Origin of the sequence: Phyllobacterium sp. CCNWLW109 (assembly GCF_037203905.1) — a bacterium.
GTDB lineage: Bacteria > Pseudomonadota > Alphaproteobacteria > Rhizobiales > Rhizobiaceae > Phyllobacterium > Phyllobacterium ifriqiyense.
Map to the genome: position 1 here is coordinate 223,262 of NZ_JBBCBK010000004.1, position 15,589 is coordinate 238,850.

The following is a 15,589-nucleotide window of genomic DNA, read 5'->3' on the forward strand; positions in this document are numbered from 1 at the left end:
GACATGAGCGGTGGACATTCATCCTATACGCCTAATACCGGTATCGAAAAATGGTTTGATGCGCGACTGCCGTTGCCGCGTCTGCTTTATGATAGCTTTGTAGCTTACCCGGTTCCGCGCAATCTCAACTATGCTTATGCCTTTGGCGGAATTCTGGCATTGATGCTGGTTTCGCAGATCATTACAGGCATCGTGCTGGCCATGCATTATGCCGCAGACACGGGTCTTGCGTTCAACTCCGTTGAAAAGATCATGCGCGATGTCAATTCTGGCTGGCTTCTGCGCTATCTGCATTCGAACGGCGCTTCGATGTTCTTTCTTGCGGTGTTCATTCATATATTTCGCGGTCTTTACTACGGGTCTTACAAGGCTCCGCGCGAGCTATTGTGGATACTTGGTGTCATCATCCTGCTTTTGATGATGGCAACAGCTTTCATGGGGTATGTTCTACCCTGGGGGCAGATGTCGTTCTGGGGTGCTACGGTTATCACCGGCTTCTTCACGGCTTTCCCGGTTATCGGCAATCCTATTCAGGAGCTGCTGCTTGGTGGTTTTGCTGTCGATAACCCTACACTGAACCGGTTTTTCTCACTGCATTACCTTCTGCCGTTCATGATTGCCGGTGTAGTCGTTCTCCACGTATGGGCGCTGCATGTTACCGGTCAGACGAACCCCACGGGTATCGAAGTCAAGTCAAAGACCGATACAGTCGCGTTCACGCCATATGCGACGGTCAAGGATGCTTTCGGTCTTTGCATCTTCTTTATCCTCTTCGCTTACTTCGTATTCTACATGCCTAATTATCTCGGTCATCCGGATAATTACATTCCAGCGGACTCGTTGAAGACGCCTGCGCATATCGTTCCTGAGTGGTACTTCCTGCCGTTCTACGCGATGCTTCGTGCCATCACCTTCAACATCGGACCAATCGACTCGAAGCTCGGCGGTGTGTTGACCATGTTCGGTTCCATTGCGATCCTGTTCCTGGTGCCTTGGCTGGATACGTCTAAAGTCCGCTCTGCTGTCTACCGTCCTTGGTACAAGCTATTCTTCTGGCTGTTCGTCATTGACGCAATCATTCTCGGCTGGCTCGGTTCACGTCCTGCTGAAGGCCTCTATACGGTCTTCTCACAGATCGGAACGGCATACTATTTTGGCTTCTTCATCATCATCATGCCTTTGCTGGGGTTGATTGAAACGCCGCGCCGCTTGCCGAATTCAATTACGGAAGCCGTACTTGCCAAAACCAAGAGTGGTGAGCAGCTAGCTGGTGCAACCACTGCTTCGGAAACCAGGGCCTGAGAATCGTGAAGGACTCAACCATGAAAAAAATCCTCCTCGGTCTTGCCGCTGCCGGTCTCGGTACAATGCTGGCTTTCAGTGGTGCGAAGGCGGCAGAAGAAGCTAACCACGCAGCGGAGCCAACGCATTTCCCGATCAAGCATCCGGAAGAAATGAAGTGGACCTTTTCCGGCCCCTTTGGATATTATGACAAGCAGCAACTGCAGCGCGGCTTGAAAATATATAAGGAAGTTTGCTCGGCCTGCCATTCCATGAGCTTGGTTCCATTCCGCGCTTTGGAAGAGTTGGGTTACAACGAAGCTCAGGTAAAAGCCTTCGCTGCCGAATATGAAGTGCCGGATGCACCGAATGCCGATGGTGAGATTGTTAACCGCAAGGCCATTCCTGCCGACCATTTTCCATCGCCATTTCCAAATGTTCAAGCTGCCGCCGCCGCCAATGGTGGCGCTGCTCCGCCCGATTTTTCACTGATCGCAAAGGCTCGTTCAGTTGAACGCGGTTTCCCGCAATTCCTGTATGATATCGCACCGTGGGTTCAATATCAGGAAGGCGGTCCGGATTATATCCACGCGCTTTTGACGGGTTATGGTCAGACGCCGCCAGAAGGCATGCAGATTCCAGAGGGAACACACTATAATCCCTACTTCATTGCCGCCAAATCGCTTGCAATGGCACAGCCTCTGCAAGACGGACAGGTGACTTATGATGATGGTTCGCCAGCGACCTTGTCGCAATATTCACAAGATATCGCAGCGTTCCTCATGTGGGCTGCTGAGCCGCATCTGGAAGAGCGCAAGAAGACCGGCTTCCGCGTCATGATCTTTCTGATCTTGTTTGCGGGTCTGGTTTATCTGGCCAAGCGCCGGATTTGGTCTGACGTTCCGCATTGAGCGGTTGATAGTATTGATCATGGAAGGGGCGCAATGCGCCCTTTTCTTTTGTGGGCATGGCAAAGAAACAAAGGAATCATGAGATGGATTCAAGTCTGAAGCAGACCTTGGTCAATTCCATCCGGAACATTCCGGACTATCCAAAACAGGGTGTCATGTTTCGTGACATTACAACCCTCCTTGGCAATGCGCGAGCCTTCCGCCGCGCCGTTGATGAATTGGTCCATCCCTATGCCGGCGGCAAAGTCGACAAGATTGCAGGCATCGAAGCGCGGGGCTTCATCATAGGCGGGGCGATGGCGCATCAGTTATCAGCTGGCTTCGTACCTATCCGCAAGAAGGGCAAGCTGCCCCATGATACTGTGCGCATTGCCTATAGCCTTGAATATGGGCTGGACGAGATGGAAATGCACAGGGACGCCATTATCCCCGGCGAAAAAGTTTTGCTTGTCGATGATCTCATTGCAACCGGCGGCACCGCAGAAGCGGCAGTAAAGCTCTTGCAACAACTGGGCGCCGATATCGTCGCTGCCTGTTTTGTTATTGATCTGCCGGAGCTGGGCGGTCGAAAGAAACTAGAGGCGCTTGGCGTAAACGTTCGCACATTGATCGATTTTGACGGCCACTAACAAAGTCTTATGTTGGTGGCGACTTAGTCAGGCAGGGCAATAAGAGCGGCGCTGTCGAATTCCATCACGCGGATGCCATTCTGATTATAGGCCGCTGAGGACATCTGCATCATCGACCAGCCGGGACGTGATTGAAGTGTACGCACGCTGTTCACGGTTCGGGTAAAACGGATTGTGTCTCCGGCATAGACCGGCTTCAACCATTTCAGGTTCTCAAATCCGGGCGAGGGGCCGAATGTTGGCGGTTGTTCGCCGCGCTTCATAGCCTCTTTAATAAGGGCTTTCATGCTCTCCACGTTAAGCCGCATCCAGATGGCTGTCGTGTGCCAACCTGATGCACAAAGCGCGCCGAAATTGCTATGCTTGGCAGCTTCGGGATCAACGTGAAATCGCTGCGGATCGTATTTTTTGGCAAAGGTAATAATTTCTTCCGCACCGAATGTATGGCTGCCCAGGTCCATTTCGACACCGATGTGGGCTTCAATGTCGTTGCTCATGATGCCAATGGCTCCCGCAAGGAAAACATGCCGGTGTTTTGCAGTTCACACACGAGCACGCCATCCTGATTGAAAACTTCATGGTGTAAAACCACAAAGCCAAGTGAAGGCTTGGACTTGGATACCCGGCTTTCGATGACGGTTGTCTTGCCGGTCAGCGTGTCACCGGCAAGTACTGGTGCACGCCATCTCGCATAGTCTATTCCTGGTGCTCCTTGCGAGGTCGAGTCGAGGAGATAGGCGTCACACATCATACGCATGAACATTGAGACTGTATGCCAACCCGACGCTGCAAGGCCGCCTAAGATGCTTGCTTTGCCTGCTGCTTCGTCCAAATGGAATGGTTGAGGATCGAACTGGCTGGCAAAATCGATGATCTCGCCAGCGTCGACTATCTTTGAACCCAGCGGCCATTCGCTGCCAACAGCAAAATCTTCAAATGCGTAGCGGGGTTCACTCATCATTGCCTCTATGTGTTGAAGCGGAACAGCATGATGTCGCCGTCCTGCACGATATATTCCTTACCTTCGTCACGGGCTTTACCGGCTTCCTTGGCTGCGACTTCGCCACCAAGCGTCACATAGTCATTATAGGCGATCGTCTGCGCGCGAATGAAGCCCCGCTCGAAATCCGTGTGGATGACGCCAGCCGCTTGAGGCGCTTTAGAACCGCGTTCAACGGTCCAGGCACGCGCTTCCTTTGGACCAACTGTGAAATAGGTAATGAGATGCAAAAGCTTGTAGCCGGCCCGGATAAGGCGGTCCAAGCCAGGCTCATCAAGGTTCATAGCGTCCAGATATTCCTTGGCCTCTTCCTCGGGAAGTTGAGCGACTTCTGCTTCAATGGCTGCGGATATGACGACGGTTTCAGCACCCTGCGCAGTGGCCATCTCTTCGACCGCTTCGGTGTGTTCATTGCCAGTAGCGGCGTCTTCCTCGGCTACGTTACAAACATAAAGCACTGGCTTTGACGTGAGGAGATTTAGGCCCTGCAATATTTCAAGGTCTTCGGCGGCTATGCCATTCAACATGAAACGGACGGGTTTGCCATCCTGAAGCAATGCGAGCGCCTCTTCCATCACGGGAAGCAATGTCATTGCTTCCTTATCTTTGCTGCTCGCGCGCTTCCTGAATTGGACGATGCGGCGCTCAAGGCTTTCGAGATCCGAGAGCATCAGTTCTGTTTCGACGGTTTCCGCATCGGAAACGGGATCAATGCGGCCTTCAACATGCGTAATATCGTCATCTTCGAAACAACGCAGCACGTGCACGACCGCATCGACTTCGCGGATATTGGCGAGGAATTGATTGCCAAGTCCTTCACCCTTGGAAGCACCACGCACGAGGCCTGCAATATCTACAAAGCTGATACGAGTTGGTACTATATTCGCTGACTTGCCAATCTTGGCGATTGCTTGCAGGCGCGGGTCCGGCACAGCAACTTCACCCGTGTTGGGTTCGATGGTGCAGAAGGGATAATTCGCAGCCTGGGCAGCGGCGGTCTTTGTCAGCGCGTTGAAAAGCGTGGATTTGCCAACATTTGGCAGGCCAACGATGCCGCATTTGAAACCCATAATGTGCGATCCTTATTCTTTCTTGCCGAAGAGCTTGTTCAGCATGTCGGCCATAGGGCCGGATTTTGGAATGTTAACTGTCGGTTTTTGAACCCGAGCCTGCCGGATATGGCTTTGACTGGCCGGTTTTGCAACAGACTTTTCAACTTGTGTTTTCTCAGGCTTTCCGCCGGTGGCCAGAGCAACGCGATTCATAAAGCCAGCATCGTCTTTTTTGACGATATAGTCTGCATTGACAGCAATCGCATCGAGCACTGGCTCCAGCCACTCGGAGTCCGACTTCACAAAATTGCCAAGCACGTGATGTGTGACCAGTTCCTTGACACCCGGATGATCTATACCAATACGAACGCGGCGATAATCTTTGCCAATATGTGCATCAATGGACTTTATTCCATTGTGTCCGCCAGAACCGCCCCCAACCTTCACACGAACTTTCCCGGCGGCGAGATCAAGTTCGTCATAAATAACGGTAAGATCGCCAAGGCCAAGTTTGTAGAAGCGCATGGCTTCACCAATCGACTGACCGGAAAGATTCATGAAGGTTTGCGGTTTGATCAGAATTATCTTTTCGCCGTCGATCATGCCGTCGGCGATGAGTGCCTGAAACTTTTTCGCCCAAGGCGAAAAATTATGGCGGCGGTGTATTTCATCCGCCGCCATAAAACCAATATTATGCCTGTTATAGGCATATTGAGAGCCGGGATTGCCAAGACCTGCAATGAGCAGCACGCGACCAGCTCCCTGTAAAGGCGATTATTCGCCTTCTTTTTCTTCTGCTTCAGTGCTTTCAACTGCGGCTTCCGTTGTCTCGTCTTCAGCAGCGAGAACGGCAGGAGCAGCAATGGTAGCAATGGTGAAGTCACGATCCTGAATAACCGGTGTCACACCCTTTGGCAGGGTAACATCAGAAATGTGAATCGAATCGCCGATAACCTTGCCGGTCAAATCAATTTCGATTGCTTCCGGAATGGCATTGGCTGGCGCATGAAGCTCAACGTCGTGACGAACGATGTTGAGAACGCCGCCGCGCTTAATGCCAGGCGAAAGCTCGTCATTAAGAAAGTGAATCGGCACATGTACGTTTACGACCGATTTGGCCGATACACGCAGGAAGTCAACGTGAACTGGTTTGTCGCTGACCGGATCAAGCTGGTAGTCCTTTGGCAGGACCTGGATCGACTTGCCGTCAAGAATGATGTTGGCAATGGTGGTTTTGAAACCGCCGCCATGGATCTTGTAGTACAGCGTCTTGTAGTCGAGGGTAATCGAGATTGGCGCCTTTTTGTCACCATAGATGACTGCTGGCACTTTACCGTTGCGGCGAATTTCTCGGGCGGACCCCTTACCAACCCGTTCGCGCGCCTCGGCCTTGAGCTCGTATGCTTCGCTCATGGCATTTCCTTTCGAGGTTTAAATCTGGAGTGTTCCTGCAAGGTCAAATGAATGACAATCCAAAAAACATGAAGCGGCCCAAAGGCCATCCCAACGAGAGATCCCGTAACAGATGATTGGCCGCCTCATTCCGCGTTGCCTCCAAGGGTGTCTACGCGGATGGCGGCTCTATAACGGAAAGATCACGATTGTGCAAGTTATGAGCGTAGCAACCTCAATCAAACAGGCTGGAAACCGACTCTTCCGATGCGGTACGTGCAATTGCTTCGCCGATCAGATCAGAAATGGGCAATACACGGATATTATGGGCAGCATTGACGGCAGGGGTTGGCTGAATGGAATCAGTTATAACCAGTTCCTTCAGCTTGGAGCCGGTGATGCGGGCGACCGCGCCGCCTGAAAGTACGCCATGCGTAATATAAGCAGTAACGCTTGTTGCGCCTTTTGCGAGTAGCGCTTCGGCAGCGTTGCAAAGCGTGCCGCCCGAATCAACAATATCGTCGAACAGCAGGCAGTCCTTGCCGCTGACATCACCAATGACATTCATCACTTCGGATTCGCCCGGACGATCGCGGCGCTTGTCAACAATAGCCAACTGCGCATCAATGCGCTTTGCCAATGAGCGGGCGCGGACCACACCGCCGACATCAGGAGATACGACCATCACGTTTGAAGTGCCGTAGTGGGAGCGAACATCACGGGCAATAACTGGCACGGCGTAAAGATTGTCAGTCGGGATATCGAAGAAGCCCTGGATCTGGCCAGCATGCAGATCAAGCGTCAGAACTCTATTTGCACCAGCTTCGGTGATCAGATTAGCCACGAGCTTCGCGGAGATTGGCGTGCGCGGACCGGGTTTACGGTCTTGGCGGGCATAACCGAAATAGGGGAGAACCGCCGTGATACGTTTTGCCGACGAACGACGGAAGGCATCGATCATGATGAGCAGTTCCATCAGATGATCATTTGCCGGGTAGGACGTGGATTGCATGACGAAGACATCTTCGCCTCGAACATTCTCTTGAATCTCGACGAAAATCTCTTCATCGGCGAAACGCCGTACACTTGCTTTGCCGAGTGGAATATTAAGATACTTGGCTACAGATTCAGCGAGAACGCGATTGGAATTGCCCGCGAAGAGTTTCATGCTGTATTTCCTCACGTCTTTTTCAGAGCGTCAGCCAAAATAAGGGTATGGCGCGCCTTTTACTGTGACTGACGCACATTGCAAGCGGGCAGAGTCGATTCATGCACAGTTGGACAAGGTTAAGCCCTCAAACGTGTAAATATGTCACGTCTTGGAGCCTGAAACCCACGATAGATAGCCGCCGATTGCTTTGTCAGCTATGCCTTCCATCGTTGCTGCTGGCACGGAACTCCATGGATCAGCCGCACCGCCGGGCACTTTTTCTTGCCCTTGTATGCGATGAAGGCGTGTTCCCGCCGGATCAAGGATGTCCCACACGTAGATTATCGTGGTCAGATTGCCATCGGGCAGGGCAGAGAAATAGCCCTTCATAATGTGGGTATTGTCCGTATCGCCAGCGGTGCCCAAAACGATACCTTTTTGCTTGGCAAGTGCCGAGAGGCGTTGGGACAGTGGTGTAGCAGCGGCAATAGGTGCGCCAACAATAGGCGCAAAACGCAGTTTAGCGGTCTGCGACACACCTGTAGGCATTGCAGTTCCGGTGGCGGCCGGAGCCGTACCTGTGGTTGGCGTATTGCCTGGCACAGGAGCCGCCGCCGGATCAGTTCCCGGCGCTCCTGTTGCACCACCTTGCGTCGGTGGCAGATCGGATTTGGTGACGCCCAAGGTATTTTCAGAGCTGTTGCACCCACTCAAAACGATCATCATGAAAGCGGTGACGGTGCAAGTCAGTGCGTTACGCAACTTCATCTTCACTCAAACCCCATTAAGCAACCGCAAAAGCGGCTTGATAAGCAAAGCTGACAAAAGTTTTATTTCACGATCAAGTCAAGAGGTTGGCGTGAAAGCGTTTCCGCCTTGCCATTGGTTGTAAGGTAGGTCTGGCCCAATGTCATGGCCGTATTGCTGTCGGAGTCCATGATAATCATATGGGCGAACAAGGTCATATCCGGCTGGATGCGTTCAGGGTTGCCCGAATAGAACATGGGCATGTCCATCCAAGACGGCGTGAAGCGGGCGCCGACTGAATAGCCGCATGCATTGAGGCGGTGGCGGGTCAACTCGTGCTCTTCCATTACCTTGGCATGCGCATCAAACACATCACCAAAGGTGGAATCCGGCGTCATGGCCGCTTCAACAGCCTGCAGTGCTTCGAGTGCAGCGTCGTAAAGCTCCTGGTGGCGCTTCGATGTCTTGCCCGTCAGGACGGTACGCATCATTGGCGCATGATAATGTCGATAGACACCCGACCATTCGAGCGTCAGCTGGTCATTTTTCGTAAGCTTGCGCCTGCCAGCCTTATAACGGCAGAGCAATGCATCATCGCCGGAACCGATGATGAATTCGTTGGCCGGATAATCGCCGCCGCCAGCAAAAATTGCTCCCTGCATGGCAGCTAGAATGGCGCCTTCATCCGCGCCTGCCTTTATTAGTTTCAAAGCTGCGGTGAGAGCATCGTCGCCGAGTTCGGCAGCCTTGCGGCTATAGACGATTTCAGCTGGACTCTTGAGAACACGAAGCTTGTCCACAAGTCCGGATGCATCCACGAGTTGGCCAAAGGCGGCAAGCTGCTCATCCAACTTTCGACCATTGGCCGCTGTTAAACCGTGCGTTTGATATTCAATACCGATGCGACAGCCCAGCAGATCAAGGTCATTGAGCAGTTCGCGCAAATCCGCCGCCGGATTGGCATTGTCCCGATCTGCCCAAACAATGATGTTTTCAATATTGGAGGTCTGCCGCGCCTGCCGCAAATCGGCCGAGCGGGTCATCAGCACATTACTACCATCGGCTTTGACAACGAGGCATTGGAAGAAGCAAAAGCCAAAAGTATCGTAGCCGGTCAACCAATACATGCTTTCCTGTGCAAAGAGCAGGATCGCATCAAGCTTTTGCTCGGCCATGACCATCATCAAACGATCACGGCGCGCATTGAATTCTTCCGGTTCGAAATGAAGGCCCATAATGCTACTCCGTAATTGTAATGGCCGATATCTGCCGGCCATAATCTGGTTCGTTGCGGTGCGTGGTGCGGCGATAGGAAAAGAACTGGTCTTCATCAGCATAGGTACACAGTTCAAGTGCTGAAGCATTTACACCTGCCTGCTCAAGCTGTGTGATTATGAATGCCCAAAGATCAAACATCTTATGGTTTTCATTGGTTGATTCGCGGAAAAATTTACTGAATGACGAATTCGTTAAGACGAATTGCTCGTAGAATTCCTGGCCCACTTCGTAATTGTCGGGACCAATGGTAGGTCCCAGAACAGCTTGGATACGATCACGTTTGGCACCAAGCCCGATCATGGCCTCGACCGTGTTGCCCAGCACGCCACCAATGGCGCCACGCCAACCGGCATGAGCCGCGCCGATGACCCCAGCGTCCGGGTCGGCGAAAAGAATTGGACCGCAGTCGGCCGACAATGCGCCTATCACTATACCGGGCGTGGCCGTTACCATAGCGTCGGCTTTGGGCCGGTCTCCAGTAAGGGGAGACGTCACGGTTATCACGTCCGGCGAATGCACCTGATGCACCGTCACAAGTTGAGAAAGTGGCACGCCTAACGTTTCTGCAACCCGCCGTCGGTTTTCCGTGACATTGACTTGATTGTCATTGGAGCCGCTACCGACGTTCAGGCCGCGATAAATACCATCAGAGACACCACCTCTTCTGGTGAAAAATCCATGATCGATTCGGTTTTGCCCGGGTGAGCCCAGCAGGGAAGAACGCAGTGGTGCTGGTTTTTCGTACGTGTTCATCGTGGAGTGGTTTCTCCCAAAGGCTGCGGATGGTGATTTAGCTCTCGGACGAAGTCAATCTTCCGTTTCATTTTGTCTGAAAAGGAAATGTATGGGTGGCAGGATCTGTTATACACAGAACCTTGAATAAAGTTCCCATCTCGGTGGGTCCGGCTAGACGTTCAACATCAATATGCAGTTGCTCCTGAACGTCGGGAGATTTGCCTTGCCCTAAAGCACCGGCGCGGTCCAACAACCCCATGGCAATGAGAAAATCGCCTTGTGTCATTGCGCTGGATTTGCACCCTTCAGCACGGGCAGATTGCGCGAGACTATGAAAGTCGACGTGGGTCGTTATGTCCGCTGCGCCCGGCGTGCTAAGGGCATTGATCGGCCTGTGCTGGCTCAATGCCTGCAAAGTGTCGCCATAACCTTGTTCCAGGTGGCCATAATCAACAAGCAATGCTGCTCCGCGTTCGCGGCAAATATGGTTGGCGATCTGATGCATGAGCGCGTTGCGAGCGGGAGCGATTTCAAAAATACTGCCATCTGCCGCAGTATCGCTGCTGCCGGGCAACAGGGCCTTTTCAAGAGAACCAGAGCCTGCAGCAAAAAACAGATTGCCCTCACTGTCGGCAGAAACCATTCTTTCGACAAAGCGACCATTTGATTTCACATATTGCCTTGATGGGATTGCGTCGAAAAGTTCATTGGCAACAAGGATGAGCGGGTTCGCCGGAATTTCGGCGATAGTTTTACGCCATTCGATGTCTGCTGTGTGCTGCGCCAGCGCTTCTTGCTGAATTTTGGTCAACCGCTCGCTAAGTTCAACCATTATTACCTTGGCCGCCTTCATAAAGGCGGGCGAAATTTTTCCGGCGGTGCGTAAAAGATCGTTCATTAAGGTCCCGCGGCCGGGCCCCACTTCACAAAGGCTGAAATGTTGCGGAGACCCTAGTGCTTGCCAGGCTCCAACGCACCAGACACCAATGAGTTCGCCGAACATTTGGCTGACTTCCGGGGCGGTGATAAAATCGCCACTTCTGCCGAAGGGTTCTTGTGTTGTGTAGTAGCCATTATCCCGATCGAACAGGCATAAAGCCATATAATCTGCCACGCTGATCGGACCCGTTGTCTCGATCTGCCGGATAATGCGCTGCTTTAAACTCATCGTTGCGTTTTTACCTCAGGGTTGCGCGCGGACAAGATAAACGCCAGACCAATAATGACCATTGGGATTGAAAGCACCATGCCCATCGTCAACCAGCCGCCAAAAAGATAGCCGAGTTGAGCATCCGGCTCGCGGAAAAACTCGACAAAAATACGAGACAATCCATAGAGCGCCACAAATGTGCCCGAGATAAAACGGGGGCTTTTTAGTTTGCGGCCATAGAAGATCAGTACTGCAAGCACCGCAAACAGCACGATACCTTCAAGTGCGGCTTCATAAAGCTGGCTTGGATGACGTACTACAGGTCCTCCCGTCGGAAAAACCATTCCCCACGGCACATCTGTCTCTCGGCCCCACAACTCACTATTGATAAAGTTTGCTACGCGAACGAGACCAAGGCCGACCGGTACACCGGCGGCAACAGTATCAAGCATGCTGGATATATTGATTTTGCGCGAGCGGGCAAAAAGTACCATTGCGAGTGTCGTGCCCAGCATGCCGCCATGAAATGACATTCCGCCTTCCCAAACCTTGAATATGTCCAAAGGATTGGCGATGTATTTGGCAAAATCGTAGAAGAGAATGTAGCCAATACGGCCACCCAGAACTACACCCAGTGCGGCCCACAAGACGAAATCGTCGAGATCTATGGGCTTCATTGGCGGGGTATTGTTTGCCCAAAGTCGTGGCTTGTTGATGAGTTTCTTGGCGTACCACCAAGCAAAAAGAATACCGACCACATAGCCAAGTCCATACCAGTGTACCGCTATGGGACCTATGGAAAAGATAACCGGATCGATCTCGGGGAAAGCTATCGCAGCAAATGTCGGTACAAGTAGCTCGCTCACAAGGACACTCCGTCTCGGTTTTCTCGATTTTGCGGGACCATGCGCGAGGGCGTGATAGGCGTCAAGCCGCATCTGCGGTAACATTTGTGCGGGCTGGCTTAGCGCTAACTTGCTTGCAATCATTATAAGTGGTCATTATTTGAATGGTGAAACCAGAAAGGTATCTGCAATGACCAATGGATCAAATCGCGTTCTCGATGAACTCGCAAAGCTCGTTACAGATGCTGCCGGTGCTGCCCAAGGCGTGCGCCGCGAAGTTGAAACCGCATTTCGAGGTCAGGCGGAGCGTCTGCTCAATACAATGGACGTTGTCCAGCGTGAAGATTTTGAAGCTGTGCGTGAAATGGCAATAAGGGCCCGGGCGGAGAATACAGCCCTCCAAGCACGTATCGAGGCCTTGGAGGCGCTGGTTGGCAAAAAGGACGAATCGGCGAAGCCCACCTCATCGCGTGCCAAAAAGGCTTAGTGCCTTTTTGAAATTATCTAGGCAATGTCGTCTTCGGCCAGGCTTTCTTCACCGTCGGCGATTGCCTCTTCTTCCGTATCATAAGGGCCGACCTTCGGTCCTTCTACGCCGTCTTTAGTGACGACATAATACCAGTTGCCATCATCGTTTTTTTGTACGGCTTTGACTGTTGGTTCAGTTGCATCGGACATGCTCGTTCTCCTGTTTGACCGTTCCAGACTCCCGCGAGAGCCGCGTTGGAAATGACAAGCTAAGACGTTTTGATATCGACTATATGACGAAGTTTTTTAGGCCCTAATCCATTCGGGTCCGCTGATAGTCCCGCTTTGGCCGTTTTTCTCTCCCGCGGACCACTATCCCCAAAATAAATCTTAAGTATTTATCAACAGGTGGAAATCGCCGAAAACTGTTTCCTTAGAGTCAGTTAAAGCAACCAAGTGAATCTTTTTCCTAACTTCTGTCCACACCCATTCTCGTCAATTGGTCAAAAGGGGACTGGCGCTGTGACTCAGCATCAATACACTGAAATTACTGCATGATTCGTTTCAGTGTTCATGCAGCGGTCCGTAAGTTCATGGCCGCAACCCGGTTGGTGTGTTCTGCCTGCCGGTGAGTTTAAAAAATGTTACCGCATTCAGCGTGGGTCTATGTTGACGTGCAGAAAACATTTGGTGTGCTTTGTTTGGGTGCGCTGCATCTCCCGCAGCGTTATACGAGATTCGATTTAGCAGGTAATGGCGATGAGCCTTCTGGAACTAGAGATTGCGCGTGACTTACATCCCGTAGATGTGATCGAGCACGTTGCCCATGCAAACGAATGGGCATTTGAGCGCACCGGTGAAGATGAGATTGCGATTACGGTCGAAGGTAGCTGGACTGATTACCAGATATCCTTTTCGTGGATGGAAGACTTTGAAGCCCTGCATCTGGCCTGTGCTTTCGATATCGCCATCAGCGAGCCTCGCATCAATGAAGTGATGCGGCTTCTCTCATTGGTCAATGAGCAATTGCTGATGGGACATTTTGATCTCTGGAGGCAGGAGGGTGCGGTCATGTATCGCCAGTCCCTGCTTCTTTCCGGCGGTGCCGAGCCTACCAGTAAACAGGTTGAAGTTTTGCTTTCGAGTGCGCTCGATGCATGCGAAACCTATTTTCAGGCTTTCCAGTTTGTCGTCTGGTCCGGCTCAACAGCGCGGGAATCGCTCGACAGCATTTTGTTCGAAACCGTTGGGTCAGCCTGATTTTCCTGAAATGGGCTAGGCGGTGGAGTTGAGAAATCATGACCATCAGTTTTGATGATTTCGAGAAAGTCGATATTCGCGTCGGGACTATTATAGAGGCGGAAATATTCCCCGAAGCGCGTAAGCCCGCATTCAAATTACGGATCGATTTTGGTTCAGAGATCGGTATCAAAAAATCCTCCGCCCAAATTACCAAGCGACACACATTGGAAGAGCTAAGGGGAAAGCAGGTCATGGCTGTGGTCAATTTCCCGCCACGCCAAATCGGTCCCTTCATGTCAGAGGTATTGACGCTTGGTTTTCCCGATGAAGCCGGTGACGTTGTTCTAGCTACCGTGAGCCATACGGTTCCGAATGGCGGCAAATTGTTTTAAGCGACGTGTTCTCGTCAGGCTGGAACTTTGACTATCGCACGTAAGCCGTTCTTAGGGCTGTCTTCAAGCGTAATATCGCCGCCATGGCTACGAGCGATATCCAAGGCGATTGCAAGTCCCAGGCCAGTACCGCCTGCGTCCTGGTTGCGGGCCTGGTCAAGCCTGAAGAATGGTTTGAAGACCTCATCACGCATTTCTTTCGGGATACCTGGCCCATCATCATCGATGGTCAGTATCAGCCAGCCATCGCGATGATCGGCTGCGACAAAAACATTCTGCGCATAGCGGAAGGAATTTGAAACAAGATTGGTGATCAATCGCGAAAACGCGTTGGGGCGGACATGAATTTCCGGTTGTCCGCGAATGGTAGAGGTGAATCCCCGTTTGAGCAGTATCGCTTCTTCCTTGAGTTTGGCGAATAGGCGCTCAAGATTGAAGACGCCGGTCTCTTCGTCAGCCTCGCCCCGTGCGAATGAAAGGTAGCCTTCTAGCATTGACTGCATGTCGTCTATGTCTTGTTCCATCGCTTCGGTATCGACCCTGTTGCTCACCAGCGCCAGTTGAAGCTTAAAGCGGGTCAAAATGGTTCGCAGGTCATGACTGACGCCGCTGAGCATTGTTGTACGCTGCTCAATTTGCCTTTCAATACGTTCACGCATGACAATAAAGGCCGCACCAGCGCGCCTCACTTCTTCGGCGCCGCGGGGCTTGAAGTTTGGCGGCGGTGCTCGTCCTTTGCCGAAACTGTCTGCGGCAGTGGCCAATTGCTGGATTGGTTTAATCTGATTGCGCAGAAACAGGATCGCAATAGCCAGCAATACAAGGGCTGAACCAGCCATCCATACCAGGAAGATCAACGTGTTGGATGCATAAGCCTGACTACGTCGTGCAAAGACGCGCAAAACCTTGTCCTCGAGTTGTATTCGAATTTCCACCAAATCCGAATCCCCGATCGTATCGATCCAGAACGGTCGATTAATCTGCTTGGTGATTTCTTCACTCAGAATATTGTCGAGAATGGAATAGAACGGTTTGGGACCGGGCGCGGGGAGCGGGTCGGGTGGCAATATGGATATGTTAAGAGCTAAACGTTCGCGCGAAATGCGGATCAGGTTCTCGTAGCCCGGATCTTGGGGAAACGTGTCCATCAGATCAATGATGCCGGAAATATCCCGCACCACGGCAGTCGAAAGACGCTGAGTGACTGTCTGCCAATGGCGTTCCATAAACACGAATGCAATAAGCGATTGTAACAGCACCATTGGCGCAATGATGATGATCAACGAACGGGCATAGAGCCTTTTGGGCATCCAGCGG

At 52.0% G+C, this 15,589-nt stretch carries 19 protein-coding genes; 6 read left to right on the forward strand and 13 right to left on the reverse strand.

Annotated elements, in window-relative coordinates:
• Positions 1 to 3 precede the first annotated feature (3 nt).
• The 3 genes from V9K92_RS16525 (at position 4) to V9K92_RS16535 (ending at position 2,821) form a co-directional block, all read left to right on the forward strand.
• Complete coding sequence (locus tag V9K92_RS16525) at positions 4 to 1,302, forward strand: cytochrome b (RefSeq protein ID WP_115052406.1); 1,299 nt, start codon at positions 4 to 6, stop codon at positions 1,300 to 1,302.
• 20 nt (positions 1,303 to 1,322) lie between these two features.
• Positions 1,323 to 2,192, forward strand: coding sequence for a cytochrome c1 (locus V9K92_RS16530; protein ID WP_115052407.1), 870 nt, complete (start codon positions 1,323 to 1,325; stop codon positions 2,190 to 2,192).
• A gap of 83 nt (positions 2,193 to 2,275) precedes the next feature.
• Positions 2,276 to 2,821 (forward strand): adenine phosphoribosyltransferase, encoded by a 546-nt coding sequence (locus tag V9K92_RS16535; protein WP_115052408.1) that lies wholly within the window; start codon positions 2,276 to 2,278, stop codon positions 2,819 to 2,821.
• Between the two features lie 23 nt (positions 2,822 to 2,844).
• Here the strand turns inward: V9K92_RS16535 and V9K92_RS16540 are convergent, their stop codons facing one another.
• The 11 genes from V9K92_RS16540 to lgt all read right to left on the reverse strand — a co-directional run bounded on the left by V9K92_RS16540 (position 2,845) and on the right by lgt (position 12,191).
• Complete coding sequence (locus tag V9K92_RS16540; RefSeq protein ID WP_162802459.1) at positions 2,845 to 3,318, reverse strand: MaoC family dehydratase; 474 nt, start codon at positions 3,316 to 3,318, stop codon at positions 2,845 to 2,847.
• Positions 3,315 to 3,779 carry a MaoC family dehydratase gene (locus V9K92_RS16545; protein WP_307279564.1) on the reverse strand — a complete coding sequence of 155 codons (465 nt, stop codon included), beginning with the start codon at positions 3,777 to 3,779 and terminating at the stop codon, positions 3,315 to 3,317. The genes V9K92_RS16540 and V9K92_RS16545 overlap by 4 nt, the downstream gene beginning before the upstream one ends.
• 8 nt (positions 3,780 to 3,787) lie before the next feature.
• The gene (ychF, locus tag V9K92_RS16550) at positions 3,788 to 4,891 is read right to left on the reverse strand and encodes a redox-regulated ATPase YchF (protein WP_115052410.1); all 1,104 of its coding nucleotides are present in this window, start codon (positions 4,889 to 4,891) and stop codon (positions 3,788 to 3,790) included.
• A gap of 12 nt (positions 4,892 to 4,903) precedes the next feature.
• Complete coding sequence (gene pth, locus V9K92_RS16555) at positions 4,904 to 5,623, reverse strand: aminoacyl-tRNA hydrolase (protein WP_307279560.1); 720 nt, start codon at positions 5,621 to 5,623, stop codon at positions 4,904 to 4,906.
• A 24-nt stretch (positions 5,624 to 5,647) separates the two neighbouring features.
• A complete protein-coding gene (locus V9K92_RS16560; RefSeq protein ID WP_115052412.1) occupies positions 5,648 to 6,286 on the reverse strand; it encodes a 50S ribosomal protein L25/general stress protein Ctc in 639 nt (212 codons plus the stop codon).
• A 214-nt stretch (positions 6,287 to 6,500) separates the two neighbouring features.
• Positions 6,501 to 7,433, reverse strand: coding sequence for a ribose-phosphate pyrophosphokinase (locus V9K92_RS16565; protein WP_008124277.1), 933 nt, complete (start codon positions 7,431 to 7,433; stop codon positions 6,501 to 6,503).
• A 144-nt stretch (positions 7,434 to 7,577) separates the two neighbouring features.
• A complete protein-coding gene (locus V9K92_RS16570) occupies positions 7,578 to 8,183 on the reverse strand; it encodes a hypothetical protein (protein WP_336439708.1) in 606 nt (201 codons plus the stop codon).
• Positions 8,184 to 8,245: 62 nt separating this feature from the next.
• Positions 8,246 to 9,397 (reverse strand): M24 family metallopeptidase, encoded by a 1,152-nt coding sequence (locus V9K92_RS16575; RefSeq protein WP_115052414.1) that lies wholly within the window; start codon positions 9,395 to 9,397, stop codon positions 8,246 to 8,248.
• A gap of 4 nt (positions 9,398 to 9,401) precedes the next feature.
• Positions 9,402 to 10,193, reverse strand: coding sequence for a peptidoglycan editing factor PgeF (gene pgeF / locus V9K92_RS16580; protein ID WP_115052415.1), 792 nt, complete (start codon positions 10,191 to 10,193; stop codon positions 9,402 to 9,404).
• A 67-nt stretch (positions 10,194 to 10,260) separates the two neighbouring features.
• On the reverse strand, positions 10,261 to 11,343 hold the full coding sequence (locus V9K92_RS16585) for a class I SAM-dependent methyltransferase (protein WP_336439709.1): 1,083 nt from the start codon (positions 11,341 to 11,343) through the stop codon (positions 10,261 to 10,263).
• Complete coding sequence (gene lgt / locus V9K92_RS16590; protein ID WP_337354464.1) at positions 11,340 to 12,191, reverse strand: prolipoprotein diacylglyceryl transferase; 852 nt, start codon at positions 12,189 to 12,191, stop codon at positions 11,340 to 11,342. The genes V9K92_RS16585 and lgt overlap by 4 nt, the downstream gene beginning before the upstream one ends.
• Before the next feature lie 169 nt (positions 12,192 to 12,360).
• Between lgt and V9K92_RS16595 the strand changes: the two genes are divergently transcribed.
• Positions 12,361 to 12,657 (forward strand): accessory factor UbiK family protein, encoded by a 297-nt coding sequence (locus V9K92_RS16595; RefSeq protein WP_115053225.1) that lies wholly within the window; start codon positions 12,361 to 12,363, stop codon positions 12,655 to 12,657.
• 17 nt (positions 12,658 to 12,674) lie between these two features.
• Here V9K92_RS16595 and V9K92_RS16600 read toward each other — a convergent pair whose 3' ends face one another.
• Positions 12,675 to 12,848: a hypothetical protein gene (locus V9K92_RS16600; protein WP_307279543.1), complete on the reverse strand. Its 174-nt coding sequence runs from the start codon at positions 12,846 to 12,848 to the stop codon at positions 12,675 to 12,677.
• Between the two features lie 549 nt (positions 12,849 to 13,397).
• Between V9K92_RS16600 and V9K92_RS16605 the strand changes: the two genes are divergently transcribed.
• Positions 13,398 to 13,898, forward strand: coding sequence for a YbjN domain-containing protein (locus tag V9K92_RS16605; RefSeq protein WP_115052418.1), 501 nt, complete (start codon positions 13,398 to 13,400; stop codon positions 13,896 to 13,898).
• A 38-nt stretch (positions 13,899 to 13,936) separates the two neighbouring features.
• Positions 13,937 to 14,272, forward strand: coding sequence for a tRNA-binding protein (locus tag V9K92_RS16610; protein WP_115052419.1), 336 nt, complete (start codon positions 13,937 to 13,939; stop codon positions 14,270 to 14,272).
• Positions 14,273 to 14,286: 14 nt separating this feature from the next.
• Here the strand turns inward: V9K92_RS16610 and V9K92_RS16615 are convergent, their stop codons facing one another.
• Positions 14,287 to 15,582: a sensor histidine kinase gene (locus tag V9K92_RS16615; RefSeq protein ID WP_435530168.1), complete on the reverse strand. Its 1,296-nt coding sequence runs from the start codon at positions 15,580 to 15,582 to the stop codon at positions 14,287 to 14,289.
• Positions 15,583 to 15,589 lie beyond the last annotated feature (7 nt).

What these genes read in the sequence shown, in the direction of transcription:
- V9K92_RS16595 (WP_115053225.1), top strand. Translation starts at nt 12,361, where the DNA reads ATGACCAATGGATCAAATCGCGTTCTCGATGAACTCGCAAAGCTCGTT.
- V9K92_RS16545 (WP_307279564.1), bottom strand. Translation starts at nt 3,779, where the DNA reads ATGAGTGAACCCCGCTACGCATTTGAAGATTTTGCTGTTGGCAGCGAA.
- V9K92_RS16575 (WP_115052414.1), bottom strand. Translation starts at nt 9,397, where the DNA reads ATGGGCCTTCATTTCGAACCGGAAGAATTCAATGCGCGCCGTGATCGT.
- V9K92_RS16535 (WP_115052408.1), top strand. Translation starts at nt 2,276, where the DNA reads ATGGATTCAAGTCTGAAGCAGACCTTGGTCAATTCCATCCGGAACATT.
- V9K92_RS16530 (WP_115052407.1), top strand. Translation starts at nt 1,323, where the DNA reads ATGAAAAAAATCCTCCTCGGTCTTGCCGCTGCCGGTCTCGGTACAATG.
- V9K92_RS16565 (WP_008124277.1), bottom strand. Translation starts at nt 7,433, where the DNA reads ATGAAACTCTTCGCGGGCAATTCCAATCGCGTTCTCGCTGAATCTGTA.
- V9K92_RS16615 (WP_435530168.1), bottom strand. Translation starts at nt 15,582, where the DNA reads ATGCCCAAAAGGCTCTATGCCCGTTCGTTGATCATCATCATTGCGCCA.
- V9K92_RS16585 (WP_336439709.1), bottom strand. Translation starts at nt 11,343, where the DNA reads ATGAGTTTAAAGCAGCGCATTATCCGGCAGATCGAGACAACGGGTCCG.
- pgeF (WP_115052415.1), bottom strand. Translation starts at nt 10,193, where the DNA reads ATGAACACGTACGAAAAACCAGCACCACTGCGTTCTTCCCTGCTGGGC.
- V9K92_RS16605 (WP_115052418.1), top strand. Translation starts at nt 13,398, where the DNA reads ATGAGCCTTCTGGAACTAGAGATTGCGCGTGACTTACATCCCGTAGAT.
- V9K92_RS16540 (WP_162802459.1), bottom strand. Translation starts at nt 3,318, where the DNA reads ATGAGCAACGACATTGAAGCCCACATCGGTGTCGAAATGGACCTGGGC.
- V9K92_RS16560 (WP_115052412.1), bottom strand. Translation starts at nt 6,286, where the DNA reads ATGAGCGAAGCATACGAGCTCAAGGCCGAGGCGCGCGAACGGGTTGGT.
- ychF (WP_115052410.1), bottom strand. Translation starts at nt 4,891, where the DNA reads ATGGGTTTCAAATGCGGCATCGTTGGCCTGCCAAATGTTGGCAAATCC.
- V9K92_RS16570 (WP_336439708.1), bottom strand. Translation starts at nt 8,183, where the DNA reads ATGAAGTTGCGTAACGCACTGACTTGCACCGTCACCGCTTTCATGATG.
- V9K92_RS16600 (WP_307279543.1), bottom strand. Translation starts at nt 12,848, where the DNA reads ATGTCCGATGCAACTGAACCAACAGTCAAAGCCGTACAAAAAAACGAT.
- V9K92_RS16610 (WP_115052419.1), top strand. Translation starts at nt 13,937, where the DNA reads ATGACCATCAGTTTTGATGATTTCGAGAAAGTCGATATTCGCGTCGGG.
- V9K92_RS16525 (WP_115052406.1), top strand. Translation starts at nt 4, where the DNA reads ATGAGCGGTGGACATTCATCCTATACGCCTAATACCGGTATCGAAAAA.